Source organism: Humibacillus xanthopallidus (assembly GCF_006716675.1).
Classification (GTDB): domain Bacteria; phylum Actinomycetota; class Actinomycetes; order Actinomycetales; family Dermatophilaceae; genus Humibacillus; species Humibacillus xanthopallidus_B.
In genome coordinates, this window is sequence record NZ_VFPM01000002.1 from 1,134,272 (window position 1) to 1,147,279 (window position 13,008).

10 protein-coding genes are annotated in these 13,008 nt (G+C 70.8%); 5 read left to right on the top strand and 5 right to left on the bottom strand.

Going from position 1 to position 13,008, the window contains the following annotated elements; genetic code table 11:
• Positions 1-2 precede the first annotated feature (2 nt).
• Positions 3-1,043: a GlxA family transcriptional regulator gene (locus FBY41_RS13185; RefSeq protein WP_141844679.1), complete on the bottom strand. Its 1,041-nt coding sequence runs from the start codon at positions 1,041-1,043 to the stop codon at positions 3-5.
• A gap of 70 nt (positions 1,044-1,113) precedes the next feature.
• On the opposite strand from FBY41_RS13185, the gene FBY41_RS13190 reads away from it, so the two are divergent.
• On the top strand, positions 1,114-2,502 hold the full coding sequence (locus FBY41_RS13190; RefSeq protein WP_375869870.1) for an MFS transporter: 1,389 nt from the start codon (positions 1,114-1,116) through the stop codon (positions 2,500-2,502).
• A 4-nt stretch (positions 2,503-2,506) separates the two neighbouring features.
• A complete protein-coding gene (locus FBY41_RS13195; RefSeq protein WP_141844680.1) occupies positions 2,507-4,414 on the top strand; it encodes a propionyl-CoA synthetase in 1,908 nt (635 codons plus the stop codon).
• Between the two features lie 43 nt (positions 4,415-4,457).
• On the opposite strand, the gene FBY41_RS13200 is transcribed toward FBY41_RS13195, so the two are convergent.
• A complete protein-coding gene (locus tag FBY41_RS13200) occupies positions 4,458-5,594 on the bottom strand; it encodes a Rossmann fold nucleotide-binding protein (protein ID WP_141844681.1) in 1,137 nt (378 codons plus the stop codon).
• Between the two features lie 135 nt (positions 5,595-5,729).
• Here FBY41_RS13200 and FBY41_RS13205 point away from each other — a divergent pair, with 135 nt between their 5' ends.
• Both FBY41_RS13205 and FBY41_RS13210 read left to right on the top strand, forming a co-directional pair.
• Positions 5,730-7,397, top strand: a complete 1,668-nt coding sequence (locus FBY41_RS13205) for a fatty acid--CoA ligase (RefSeq protein ID WP_141844682.1) — start codon at positions 5,730-5,732, stop codon at positions 7,395-7,397.
• A 67-nt stretch (positions 7,398-7,464) separates the two neighbouring features.
• The gene (locus tag FBY41_RS13210; RefSeq protein ID WP_141844683.1) at positions 7,465-8,403 is read left to right on the top strand and encodes an AEC family transporter; all 939 of its coding nucleotides are present in this window, start codon (positions 7,465-7,467) and stop codon (positions 8,401-8,403) included.
• 132 nt (positions 8,404-8,535) lie between these two features.
• On the opposite strand, the gene FBY41_RS13215 is transcribed toward FBY41_RS13210, so the two are convergent.
• The 3 genes from FBY41_RS13215 to FBY41_RS13225 all read right to left on the bottom strand — a co-directional run bounded on the left by FBY41_RS13215 (position 8,536) and on the right by FBY41_RS13225 (position 11,356).
• Positions 8,536-9,252, bottom strand: coding sequence for a hypothetical protein (locus FBY41_RS13215; protein WP_141844684.1), 717 nt, complete (start codon positions 9,250-9,252; stop codon positions 8,536-8,538).
• Positions 9,253-9,416: 164 nt separating this feature from the next.
• Positions 9,417-10,856: an aspartate aminotransferase family protein gene (locus tag FBY41_RS13220; RefSeq protein ID WP_141844685.1), complete on the bottom strand. Its 1,440-nt coding sequence runs from the start codon at positions 10,854-10,856 to the stop codon at positions 9,417-9,419.
• Positions 10,853-11,356, bottom strand: a complete 504-nt coding sequence (locus tag FBY41_RS13225) for an Lrp/AsnC family transcriptional regulator (RefSeq protein WP_185747028.1) — start codon at positions 11,354-11,356, stop codon at positions 10,853-10,855. The genes FBY41_RS13220 and FBY41_RS13225 overlap by 4 nt, the downstream gene beginning before the upstream one ends.
• Positions 11,357-11,469: 113 nt before the next feature.
• Between FBY41_RS13225 and FBY41_RS13230 the strand changes: the two genes are divergently transcribed.
• Entirely contained in the window at positions 11,470-12,918 is a 1,449-nt protein-coding gene (locus FBY41_RS13230; protein WP_141844686.1) for a gamma-aminobutyraldehyde dehydrogenase, read from the top strand.
• Positions 12,919-13,008 lie beyond the last annotated feature (90 nt).

Consider the following 13,008-nt stretch of genomic DNA (forward strand, 5'->3'; position numbering starts at 1 on the left):
GGTCAGGCCGGCTCGGCGCGATAGGTGCGTCGGTAGGCGAGCGGGGAGAGGCCGACCGCCGCCGCGAGATGCTGTCGGAGCGAGGCCGTCGTGCCGAACCCGGCATCGGCGGCGACGCGGTCGACGGGCAGATCCGTGGTCTCGAGGAGCTGTCGGGCTCGCTCGACCCGGGCGCGCAGGAGCCAGCTGCCGGCGGTCTCGCCGGTCTCCTCACGGAAGCGCCGGGTGAAGGTGCGCACGCTCATGCCGGCGTGACGAGCCATGTCGGACAAGGCGATCGGCTCGCCGAGGTGCTCGAGCACCCAGGTGCGGGTCGGACCCGTGCCGGCCTCGGTGCCGGTGGGGACCGGCCGCTCGATGAACTGGGCCTGACCGCCGGCTCGCCACGGGGCGACGACCGCCCCGCGGGCCACCCGGTTGGCGGCGTCCGACCCGAGGTCGGCCCGCAGGACGTGAAGCAGCAGGTCGATGCCTGCGGCGTTGCCGGCGGAGGTCAGCACGTCGCCGTGGTCGACATAGAGCACGTCGGGGTCGAGGCGCACGTGCGGGAAGTGCCGGCGGAAGAGGTCGGCATAGACCCAGTGCGTCGTCGCCTCGCGGCCGTCGAGCTTGCCGAGCCCGGCGAGGACGAAGGCGCCCGTGCAGATCGAGAGCCAGCGCACCCCCGGTCGAGCCGTCGCCGCGAGGTCGACCAGCGCCTGGGGGAGCCGGCCATGGGTGACGATCTCGGTGTCGGTGATGCCCGGCACGACGATGGTGTCGGCCTCGGAGATCACCGTGCTCGGGTGGGTCGGGAGGGCGGCATACCCCGCCGACGTGCGCACCGGGCCGTCGTCGAGCGTGCTCATCGTGACCTCGTAGGGCGCGGGAGCGCCGGTGGGCGTGCCCGGCCAGCCCGGGTCGAGGGCGCTGGCGCTGAAGAAGCGGTGCGGCAGGCCCAGCTCGAAGGCGACGACGCCGTCGAGCGCGAGCACCGCGACCCGATGTGGCGTGTGGGGTCGTCGCCGGCGGGCGGGTCGAGCTCGGTCGAGGTGTGCACCCATGGCCTGATCTTTGCACATCGTGTCTTTCAGGCCACTCGTCCGAGACGGCCGGATGGAGCAGAGTGCTCCCGTGAGCCCTCTCGACCCAGTCGTCACCACTGAGGCGACCCTGCCTGCCACGGCGCGCACGTCCTCCTCGCCCGTGCCGCCCGCACCCCCGCGCCGGCGGATCCACCCCGCGTGGTGGGTCGCCGTCGTCACGTTCCTGACGATCATCGGCGCCGCCGGCTTCCGCTCCACCCCGGGTGTGCTCATGACGCCGCTGCACGAGGAGTTCGGCTGGCCGATGGGCGTCATCGGCGGCGCCGTATCGGTCAACCTCGTCCTCTTCGGACTCGCGGCGCCCTTCTCGGCCGCCCTCATGGAGCGCCTCGGCATCCAGCGGGTCGTCGCGACCGCCCTCGTGCTCGTCAGCATCGGGTCGCTCCTGCCGATCTGGATGACTGCGTCGTGGCAGCTCGTGCTCTGCTGGGGGATCGTCGTCGGGCTCGGCACCGGCGCCATGGCGATGAGCCTCGTGGCGACCGTCACCGGGCGCTGGTTCGTCGCACGCCGCGGCCTCGTCACCGGCGTGCTCACCGCGGCCGGAGCCACCGGCCAGCTGATCTTCCTGCCCGTCCTGGCCTGGCTCGCCGAGCACCACGGCTGGCGCAGCGCAGCCATCGCGACCTCGGCCGCCGCGCTCGCGGTCGTGCCGCTCGTGCTGTGGAAGCTGCACGACCACCCGAGCGTCCTCGGCATCACGGCCTACGGCGCTCCCGAGGGCACGCCCGTCGGGCGACCGCCGCGGCCGACCGGCCACCCGGCGCGGCTGGCGCTCACGACGTTGCGTCACGCGTCGCGCACGAAGGTCTTCTGGCTGCTCGCGGGCAGCTTCGCGGTGTGCGGCGCCTCGACGAACGGCCTCGTCGGCACCCACTTCATCCCGGCCGCCCACGACCACGGCATGGCCACGACGACGGCGGCGGGGCTGCTCGCGCTCGTCGGCGTGTTCGACATCGTCGGCACGGTCTTCTCCGGGTGGCTCACCGACCGCGTCGACCCGCGCATCCTCCTCACGGCCTACTACACGCTGCGCGGGGGATCGCTCTTCCTGCTGCCCTCGCTCTTCAGCGACTCGATGCACGTCAACATGCTTGCGTTCATCCTCTTCTACGGCCTCGACTGGGTGGCCACCGTGCCTCCCACGATCGCCTTGTGCCGCAGCGCTTTCGGCGAGCGGGCGCCGATCGTCTTCGGCTGGGTCTTCGCCTCCCACCAGATCGGGGCCGCGTTCGCCGCGCTGGGGGCTGGGCTCGTCCGCGACCAGCTGGGCACCTACACCCTCGCGTGGTACGTCGCCGGGGCGCTCTGTCTCGTCGCCGCCGTGATGTGCGTCTCGATCACGACCGCTCGGCTGTCAGATGCGTCACCTCGGCGCACGGAGTCTGGCGCGGAGGCCTCCTCGGCGGCACAGTGAGGCCATGAGCGACGGCGCTTCGACGGCATACCAGAGCATCCACGACGCCAGCCTGCGCGACCCCGAAGGGTTCTGGCGCGAGGCGGCTCGGGCCATCGACTGGGTGACCCCGCCGGACCGCATCCTCGACGACTCGCGGCCCCCGTTCTACCGGTGGTATCCCGATGCCGAGCTCAACGTCTGCTTCAACGCCGTCGACCGGCACGTCGAGGCCGGTCGCGGCGAGCAGGCTGCCGTCCACTACGACTCGCCCGTCACGGGCACCAAGGCCACACTGACGTATGCCGACCTGCTGGCTCGGGTGCGCGCCGTGGCCGGCGGCCTGCGCGGGCTGGGCGTCGGCAAGGGCGACCGCGTCGTCATCTACATGCCGATGGTGCCCGAGGCCGTCATCGCGATGCTCGCCTGTGCCCGGATCGGCGCGATCCACTCCGTCGTCTTCGGCGGCTTCGCGCCCCAGGAGCTCGCCGCGCGCATCGACGACGCCGCCCCCAAGGTCGTGCTGTCGGCCTCGTGCGGTGTCGAGCCGAGTCGGGTCGTGCCCTACAAGCCCTTCCTCGACGAGGCGATCCACCGCTCCGACCACAAGCCCGAGCACTGCGTCATCCTCCAGCGCGAGCAGCTCGAGGCCGAGCTCGGCGATCGCGACATCGACTGGCGCGACTTCGAGACGAGCGATGCCGCCCTCGAGGGGACCGAGTGCGTGACGGTCGCCGCGACCGACCCGCTCTACATCCTCTACACCTCGGGCACGACCGGGAAGCCCAAGGGCATCTACCGCGACAGCGGGGGCTACGCGGTCGCCCTGCGCTGGTCGATGGAGGCCATCTACGACGTCGCGCCGGGCGAGACGATGTTCACCGCCAGCGACGTCGGCTGGGTCGTCGGCCACTCCTACATCGTCTACGCGCCGCTGCTGACGGGGGCGACGACGGTGCTCTACGAGGGCAAGCCGATCGGCACGCCCGACGCCGGGGCCTTCTGGCGCGTCATCGAGGAGTACCGCGCCGTCTGCCTCTTCACGGCGCCGACCGCCTTCCGGGCGATCAAGAAGGAGGACTCGACCGCGTCGCTCGTCGCCGACTACGACCTGTCGAACTTCCGGGCGCTCTTCCTCGCCGGTGAGCGACTCGACCCCGACACCTACGAGTGGGCGTCCGCAGCGCTCGGCAAGCCCGTCATCGACAACTGGTGGCAGACCGAGACCGGGTGGCCGATCGCAGCCAACCCCAAGGGAATCGGGCTGCTGCCGATCAAGGCGGGCTCGCCCACGGTGGCGGTGCCCGGCTACGACGTGCAGATCCTCGATGGCACGGGCGAGTCGGTCGAGCCCGGGGTCGAGGGGGCGATCTGCATCAAGCTGCCGATGCCGCCCGGCACCCTGCCGACGCTCTGGGGTGACGACGAGCGCTACGTCAGCTCCTACCTCTCGGCCTACCCCGGCTACTACCTCACCGGCGACGGTGGCTACGTCGACGAGGACGGCTACCTCTACGTCATGGGCCGCACCGACGACGTGCTCAACGTCGCCGGGCACCGGCTCTCGACCGGCGCCCTCGAGGCAGCGCTCGCGGGTCACGAGGCGGTGGCGGAGTGCGCGGTCATCGGGGTGCACGACGACCTCAAGGGCCAGGTGCCTCGGGGGCTCGTCGTGCTGAAGTCCGGCATCGACGCCGCGAGCGAGGGCGAGCGGATCACCCGCGAGCTCGTTGCCCGCGTGCGCTCGGAGGTCGGCGCCGTCGCGGCCCTCCACCAGGTCGACATCGTCGCCGGTCTGCCCAAGACCCGCTCGGGCAAGATCCTGCGCAAGACGATGCGCGAGATCGCGGACGGCAGGACCCCGACCGTGCCGGCGACGATCGAGGACCCGGCGGTGCTCGAGGCTCTCGGCTCCGTCCTCCGCGGCTCCTGACCGCGGATTCGAGGTGATGTCGACACGGACGTGGGTGCCGCGATCACCTCGAATCAGGCTGTGAAGGGGACGGCGGTGGTGGCAGGAGGGGGAGGACGTCGTCGATCGTGTCGACGAGATGCAGGACCTGCTCCATCCTCCGGCCGCGGGCCAGTGCCTGCAGCGCCGGCCACACCGGCACCGTCTCGGTCCAGTGCCTGCGGCCGACGAGCACGATGGGTGCCAGCGGCTCGTCGTCCGCGGCGTAGTAGAGCGGGGTCACCGCCTGGAAGACCTCCTGCACGGTGCCCGCCGCACCGTCGAGCACGACGACTCCCGCGGTGGAGCGGACGAGCAGCCCCTCCTCGCGGATCGCGTTGGAGAAGTACTTCGCGATGACGTCGCAGAAGACGTTCGGCGGCTCGTGCCCGTAGAACCACGTCGGGATGCCGAGCGAACGCGCCGTGGGTCCGAGTGTCTCGGGCGTCGCCGTGGGCTCGTCGCCGACCACCGCCTCGCGAGCCTCCAGCGCCACGCTCGCCCACGCGGTCACATCGGGGCGGAAGCCGGGGACGCAGGCGATCCGCCGCACGGCCTCGGCCACGGCATCCGGCGTGCGGCAGAGGGCGCCGAGGTTGGCCGCCTCCATCGCGCCCGGCCCACCTCCGGTGGCCACGACGTGCCCCGCCTCCGCGAGCGCGTGGCCGAGACCGGCCGCCCCCGCGTAGGCCGCCGAGTGCCGTCCCACGGCATGGCCACCCATGATCCCCACGACCGAACGCCCCGCGACGAACTCGTCGAGCGCGTCGGTGACCGAGTCGTCGTGGATCGCCCGCACGAGCGTGCAGTAGGCGTCGGAGCGCAGCCTTGCGTCGACGAACCAGGCGTAGGCGCGCGCGTCGGGCGTCGCGGCATACCCCTGCTCGAGGCCCGCGTAGAGGTCAGCGGGGACGTAGAGCCCGCGCCACGGGTCGACAGGGGCGTCGGCGATGCCCGGGAAGACGATGGCCCCGCCGTGCAGGAGCACCTCGGCGACCGCGGGCGGCACGCGCCCCCCGAGCACGACGAGGCCGGTGAGGTCACCGTGCGCGGCGAGGCGGTCGCCGAGCCCGGAGAGGTCGAGGTCCTGCAACCGCAGCCCCGACAGCGGCTCGCCGGAGTCGAGGTGGTCGTCCAGCTCCTCGAGGCTCTCGATCTCCATGGGCCCCATCCTCACCCACCGGAGGCTGACGTCGCGGGGTGGGCAGCGACGAGCCGTCACGATGGGCCGACGATCGGCGACGGGCCGTTGCGTCGAAAGGCACACCGGAGCGCGCCACGGTGACAGGCTGCTGACATGAAGAGCACCATGCAGACGACGCCCCTGCTCATCTCGACGCTGATGCGCTACGGCACGACGGTCCACGGCGCGAGCGAGGTCGTCACGTGGACTGCCGAGGGAGGTCGGCGCACGACCTTCCGCCGGCTGGGGGAGCAGGCGGGGCAGCTCGCGAACGCGCTCCGGCGCCTCGGCATCACCGGCGACCAGCGGGTCGCCACCTTCATGTGGAACAACGCGGAGCACCTCGCGGCCTACCTCGCCGTGCCGTCGATGGGCGCGGTGCTCCATGCCCTCAACATCCGGCTCTTCCCGGAGCAGCTCGTCTACGTGACCCGCCACGGCGCCAGTGAGGTCGTCATCGTCGACAACACCCTCGCGCAGCCTTTCAGCCGGCTGCTGCCCCACCTGCCGGAGCTGCGCCACGTCATCGTCAACGGCCCCGTCGACGACGAGACCCGCGCCGCGCTCGCCGCTCCCGCCACGGTCGAGGCGGTCCACGACTTCGCCGACCTCATCGCCGACGAGCCGGTGACCTTCGACTGGCGTGACGAGCTCGACGAGAACGACGCCGCGTCGATGTGCTACACCTCCGGCACCACGGGCAATCCCAAGGGTGTCGTCTACTCCCACCGGAGCAACTACCTCCACTCGATGGCCGTCGCCGCGACCCTCGGCATCACCTCTGCCGACCGGCTGCTCATCGTCGTGCCGCTCTTCCACGCCAATGCCTGGGGCTTCCCCTACAGCGCCATGGTCAGCGGGGCGACGCTCGTCATGCCGGACCGCTTCCTCCAGGCCGTGCCGCTGACGGCGATGATCGAGGCCGAGAAGGTGACCGGAGGGGCCGGCGTGCCGACGATCTGGAACGACCTGCTGCACCACCTCGACGCGGCGGAGGCCGACGTCTCGTCGGTGCGCATGCTCATGGTGGGTGGCTCCGCGGCACCGCCTGCGCTCATCCGCGCCTTCGCCGAGAACCACGACATCGACATCATCCACGGCTGGGGCATGACGGAGATGTCACCGGTCGGCTCCCTCGCGGTGCCTCCCGGCCACGTCGAGCGGGGCTCCGACGAGTACTGGGACTACAAGTCGAGCCAGGGCCGCATCCTCTGTGGCCTCGAGGGCCGCATCGTCGCGCCGGACGGCACCGTCGCCGAGCCGGGCTCCGGGGTGGTCGGCGAGCTCGAGATGAGGGGGCCATGGGTCACCGCGTCCTACTACCGCAGCGGCACGGAGTCGCAGGCGGAGGTCGACGAGATGGCATCGAAGTTCGACGACGGGTGGCTGCGCACCGGGGACGTCGGCCGGCTGTCGGAGGACGGCTTCCTGGCCCTCACCGACCGGGCCAAGGACGTCATCAAGTCGGGTGGGGAGTGGATCAGCTCGGTCGACCTCGAGAACGCCCTCATGGCCCACCCCGACGTCCTCGAGGCCTCGGTCGTCGGGGTCCCGGACGAGAAGTGGGGCGAGCGGCCCCTGGCCTCGGTGGTCCTGAGGCCCGAGTGCACGACGAGCATCGAGGATCTGCGTGACTTCCTCGAGGGCCGGGTCGCCCACTGGCAGGTGCCCGAGCGGTGGGCGCTCATCGACGAGGTGCCCAAGACGAGCGTCGGCAAGTTCGACAAGAAGCGCCTGCGCCAGCAGTACGCCGACGGCGATCTGGAGGTCACCTCGCTCTAGGACGTCGCCCGGCTCCACGGGGCGGATGCGCCGCCGGCGACGAGGGCCGCCCTGACAGGATCTCGGGATGACGGGTGTGCTCGAGGGGTTCGCGACGATCGCGGTGATCGTCGCGGTCGGGTGGGTGCTGGCCGACCGGCGCATCCTCGACGAGAGTGCGCAGGTCAACCTCTCGCGGCTCGCCTTCTACGTCGCGTCACCTGCGCTGCTGCTGACTGTCATGCAGCGCACGCCGCTCAGCCAGGTGCTGTCGACAAACCTCGTCACGTCGCTCATCAGCTTCGTCGTCGTGGTCGGGGCCTACCTCGCGATCGCCCGATTCCGTTGGGCGGGAGGGACGCTCGGGTCACGCCTCATCGGGAGCCTCTCGGCGGCATACGTCAACGCGGGCAACCTCGGCATCCCCATCGCGCTCTACGTGCTCGGCGACGTCGCCTGGGTGGCGCCGACGCTGCTCATGCAGCTGCTCATCATCACGCCCGTCGCCATGGCGCTCTTCGACAGTGACGCCCGCGGGGAGCGACCCACGCTGCTGCGCAGCGCGCGGCGGATGTTCAGCAACCCGATCACGCTCGGGGCGATCGCCGGGCTGCTCATCGCCGTCTTCGACATCCACCTGCCGCGGGTCGTCGCGGCACCCATTGAGCTGCTCGGCGCCATGGCGGTGCCCTCGATGCTCGTCGCCTTCGGCATCTCCCTCCGGCGCGGTCCACGACCGGCCACGGGCCGGGGTGCCGCCCACGTGTGGACGATCGTCGTGTTGAAGACCCTGCTCATGCCCGCGGTCGCGCTCGGCGTCGGGCTCGCACTGGGGCTGCGCCGAGAGGCGCTCTTCGCCGTCGTCGTGACCGCGGCCCTGCCGACGGCGCAGAACATCTTCACGTATGCCGTCCGCTACCGCCGAGAGGTGGGCCTCGCCCGCGACGTCATCTTCATCAGCACCTTCGCGTCGGTGCCGGTCATCCTCGCCGTCGCGGCGCTCTTCCACTGGCTCGCCGGGGTGTGAGGGCAGCCACTCCTGCCCGGAACGCAGACTGATCCGCAGCCAGATCGCGGGTGCGGATCAGTCTGCGGATCAGTCTGCGGATCGGGTCGTCAGGGCAGCAGCACCAGCGGACTGATCCGCAGGCTGATCCCCTCAGAATCCGAAGTCGCCGCCCCCGAAGTCACCGCCGAAGTCGCCGCCGCCGAAGTCGCCGCCGAACTCCCCCCCAGCGAAGTCCTGGCCGCCGGCGTCTCCACCGGCGTCGCCACCGGCGTCGCCACCGGCGTCTCCACCGGCATCGCCGCCAGCATCGCCGCCTGAGTCCCCGCCGTCGGCCGACGCGTCGCCCGCCTCCTGGGCCTCGGGGGAGGACTCGTAGCCGCCGAGCATCATGTCGGCCAGGGCCGAGCCGACGACGACACCGGCGATCGTCCCGAGCATCGAGCCGGCGATCATGCCGCCCATCCCCATGCCGCCGCCCATGCGTCCGCCGCCGAAAGCCCCCTGGAGGTAGCCGGGGCGGTTCATCTCGGCGCGGGTCGCGCTGCGGGCGAGGTCGGCGGGCTGGTCGCTGCGGGGCCGCTCCGACTCCGGAAGGTCCTCGTTGAGGCGCTGGAGGACGAGCTGGCGCTGCTCGGGCGTCAGCTTGCCGAAGGCCTCGGTGTGCACGCGCTCGATGTCCTCGGGCGGTGCGGTGCGCAGCAGGTACTTGTAGCGGGCGATGGCCCGCTCGTCCTCCGTGGAGGCGCCCCCGCGGGGAGCGGGCACGGCGTAGGGCTGGCCCGTCGGCGCCGGCTGGCCGCTGGGCGCCTGCTGGGGGCGCTGCTGCTGCAGGGGCTCCCGGCCCAGCAGCTTGTCGAGGAATCCCATGTCGTCTCCTTGCGTCGGCGTCGCGTGACGGTCGCGGGTGTCGCGCGGCCGGTATGCCGCGTGCGTCCACCCACGTGTCCTACCCAACGACGCTGGGCCGGCCACCGTTCCTGCGGTGGCCGGCCCAGCGGCATACATCGGGGTCGTGCGGTGACGACGACTGCTCAGAGGTGGTTCTCGGCCTCGATGAGCACGCCACGCAGGCGGGACTCGATGTCGTCGAACTCCGTCGGGCCCATGATGAGCGGCGGCGCGAGCTGGATGACGGGGTCACCGCGGTCGTCGGCGCGGCAGTAGATGCCGGCGTCGAAGAGCGCCTTGGAGAGGAAGCCGCGCAGCAGACGCTCCGACTCGGCGTCGTTGAAGGTCTCGCGGGTGGCCTTGTCCTTGACGAGCTCGATGCCGTAGAAGTAGCCGGCGCCGCGCACGTCACCGACGAGCGGGAGGTCGAGGAGCTTGTCGAGGGTCGCCTTGAAGATCGGGGCGTTCGTCTTGACCCGGTCGTTGAGGCCCTCGCGCTCGAAGATGTCGAGGTTGGTCATCGCGACCGCCGCCGACACGGGGTGGCCACCGAAGGTGTAGCCGTGCGGGAAGTAGGTCGTGCCGTTCCTGAAGGGCTCGAAGAGGCGGTCGCTCGCGATCATCGCACCGATAGGGGAGTAGCCGCTCGTCATGCCCTTGGCGCACGTGATGATGTCGGGCACGTAGCCGAAGTCGTCGCACGCGAACATCGAGCCGATGCGGCCGAAGGAGCAGATGACCTCGTCGGAGACGAGGAGCACGTCGTACTCGTCGCAGATCTCGCGGACGCGCTCGAAGTAGCCGGCGGGTGGCGGGAAGCAGCCGCCGGAGTTCTGCACCGGCTCGAGGAAGACGGCGGCGACGGTGTCGGGACCCTCGAACTCGATGGCCTCGGCGATGCGGTCGGCGGCCCAGCGGCCGAAGGCCTTCTCGTCGTCGCGCAGGTGCTCGGGTGCGCGGTACATGTTGGTGTTCGGCACCTTGTGCGCGCCGGGCACGAGCGGCTCGAACATCTCCTTGGCCGCAGGGATGCCGGTGATCGACAGGGCACCCTGGGGGGTGCCGTGGTAGGCGACCGCGCGGGAGATGACCTTGTGCTTCGTCGGCTTGCCGGTCAGCTTGAAGTACTGCTTGGCGAGCTTCCACGCGGTCTCGACGGCCTCGCCGCCGCCCGTCGTGAAGAAGACGCGGTTGAGGTCGCCGGGTGCGTGGCTCGCGAGCCGCTCCGCGAGCTCGATCGCCTTGGGGTGCGCGTAGCTCCAGAGCGGGAAGAAGGCGAGCTCCTTGGCCTGCTTGGCTGCGGCCTCGGCCAGCTCCTCACGGCCGTGGCCCACCTGGACGACGAAGAGGCCGGAGAGACCGTCGACGTACTCGTTGCCGCGGTCGTCCCAGATCTTCCAGCCCTGGCCCTTCGTGATGATGGGCACGGAGTGGCCGAGACCGCCCTCGCCCTTCTCCTCGAAGACCGAGTGACGCGTGAAGTGCATCCACAGGTGGTCGCGGGCGGCGTCCGAGTGGAGCGCGCCCGTCGGTGTGCGGTGGTCGGAGGTGGGTTCCCACACCTCGTTCGGGTTGATGCTCATCGTGTACCCCAGTTGTAGAGCTGCTTGTTGAGTTTCAGGTAGACGAACGTCTCGGTCGCCGTGACACCCGGCAGCGGGCGGATGCGGCTCGTGAGCAGCTCGAGCAGGTGGTTGTCGTTCTCGCAGACGACCTCGGCCAGCACGTCGAAGCTGCCGGCCGTGGTCACGACGTAGGACACCTCGTCCATCGCGGTCAACGCGTCCGCGACAGCGGTCATGTCGCCGGAGACGCGCAGTCCGACCATCGCCTGGCGCTGGAACCCCACCTGCAGGGGGTCCGTCACCGCGACGATCTGCATGACGTCGGCCTCCAGCAGGCGCTGGACCCGCTGCCGCACGGCGGCCTCGGAGAGGCCGACCTCCGCGGCGATGGAGGCGTAGGACTTGCGCCCGTCGTGCTGCAGCAGCTCGATGATGGTCTTGCTCACCTCGTCGAGGTTGACCGAGGGTTTCCTGGTGGTGCCACCCCCGTTGTTGGCCACGCCCCGGATCGTCGTCATGGCCCGATAGTGACCTGTGGAACGCGCTGTTGGCAAGTCCCCGAGCGACTGATTCCGAAGATTTATCTTCCGTAGGGTTCACCAAAGCGCAGTTTTGTGTCTAGCATCGGCGCATGACCTCGCAGCCGCGCCAGCTCCGCAACTTCATCGGTGGCCAGTACGTCGACCCCGAGACCGACGCGACGACCGACATCGTCCACCCCTCCACGGCCCAGGTGGTCGCCAAGGCCCCCGTCAGCACGCAGGCCGACGTCGACCGCGCCTACGCTGCGGCGTCCACGGCCTTCGAGACGTGGGGCGACACGACACCCGCCGAGCGCCAGACCGCCCTGCTGAAGTTCGCCGACGCGATCGAGGCGCGGGCCGACGACTTCATCCGTCTCGAGAGCGAAAACACCGGCAAGCCGCACGCCCTGACGGCGAGCGAGGAGATCCCGCCGATGCTCGACCAGCTCCGGTTCTTCGCCGGGGCGGCGCGCGTGCTCGAGGGCAAGTCGGCCGGTGAGTACATGAAGGGACACACCTCGTGGATCCGTCGTGAGCCGATCGGCGTCGTCGGCCAGGTGACCCCGTGGAACTACCCGATGATGATGGCGATGTGGAAGATCGCCCCGGCGCTCGCCGCCGGCAACACGATCGTGCTCAAGCCGAGCGACACGACCCCCGAGACCACCCTGCTCCTCGCGGAGCTCGCGTCCGAGTTCCTGCCCGAGGGCACCTTCAACGTCATCACGGGTGACCGCGAGACCGGCCGGATGCTCGTCGAGCACCAGACGCCGGCGCTCGTCGCGATCACCGGCTCGGTGCGCGCCGGCATGCAGGTCGCCGAGAGCGCGTCGCGCGACCTCAAGCGGGTCCACCTCGAGCTCGGCGGCAAGGCGCCCGTCGTCGTCTTCGACGACGCCGACATCGAGGCAGCCGTCGAGGGCATCGCGATCGCGGGCTACTTCAACGCGGGGCAGGACTGCACGGCCGCGACGCGGGTGCTCGCCGGCCCGCGCATCCACGACGACTTCGTCGCCGCGCTCGCCGAGTATGCCGCCGGGTCCGCCAAGGTCGGTATGCCGGATGACCCGGACGCGCTCTTCGGCCCGGTCAACAACCCCAACCAGGTCGCGCACGTCGGCGGCATGATCGACCGGCTGCCCGACCACGCCCGCATCGCTGCCGGTGGCCGGCGCGCCGAGGGCCTGGGCGACGGCTACTTCTTCGAGCCCACCGTGCTCGCCGGCCTGCGCCAGGACGACGAGCAGATCCAGAACGAGATCTTCGGCCCGGTCATCACGGTGCAGCAGTTCACCGACGAGGCCGAGGCGATCGCCTGGGCCAACGGGGTGCAGTACGGCCTCGCCTCGTCCGTGTGGACCCGCGACTTCGGCAAGGCCATGCGCATGAGCAAGAAGCTCGACTTCGGGTGTGTGTGGATCAACACGCACATCCCGGTCGTCGCCGAGATGCCGCACGGGGGCTTCAAGCACAGCGGCTACGGCAAGGACCTGTCGATGTACGGACTCGAGGACTACACCCGCATCAAGCACGTCATGGCCAACATCGAGTCATGAGCCATCGCGCCGCCCGTTCCGGGCGGCGCGAACTCTTGTGCCTGACCACTCGTTCAGCACACCAGCGACCAGCACCACTCACGGGTCAGC

Excerpts from the sequence above, each read along its gene's own strand:
- FBY41_RS13185 (WP_141844679.1), bottom strand. The coding sequence starts at position 1,043 with ATGGGTGCACACCTCGACCGAGCTCGACCCGCCCGCCGGCGACGACCC.
- FBY41_RS13195 (WP_141844680.1), top strand. The coding sequence starts at position 2,507 with ATGAGCGACGGCGCTTCGACGGCATACCAGAGCATCCACGACGCCAGC.
- FBY41_RS13200 (WP_141844681.1), bottom strand. The coding sequence starts at position 5,594 with ATGGAGATCGAGAGCCTCGAGGAGCTGGACGACCACCTCGACTCCGGC.
- FBY41_RS13205 (WP_141844682.1), top strand. The coding sequence starts at position 5,730 with ATGAAGAGCACCATGCAGACGACGCCCCTGCTCATCTCGACGCTGATG.
- FBY41_RS13210 (WP_141844683.1), top strand. The coding sequence starts at position 7,465 with ATGACGGGTGTGCTCGAGGGGTTCGCGACGATCGCGGTGATCGTCGCG.
- FBY41_RS13215 (WP_141844684.1), bottom strand. The coding sequence starts at position 9,252 with ATGGGATTCCTCGACAAGCTGCTGGGCCGGGAGCCCCTGCAGCAGCAG.
- FBY41_RS13220 (WP_141844685.1), bottom strand. The coding sequence starts at position 10,856 with ATGAGCATCAACCCGAACGAGGTGTGGGAACCCACCTCCGACCACCGC.
- FBY41_RS13225 (WP_185747028.1), bottom strand. The coding sequence starts at position 11,356 with ATGACGACGATCCGGGGCGTGGCCAACAACGGGGGTGGCACCACCAGG.
- FBY41_RS13230 (WP_141844686.1), top strand. The coding sequence starts at position 11,470 with ATGACCTCGCAGCCGCGCCAGCTCCGCAACTTCATCGGTGGCCAGTAC.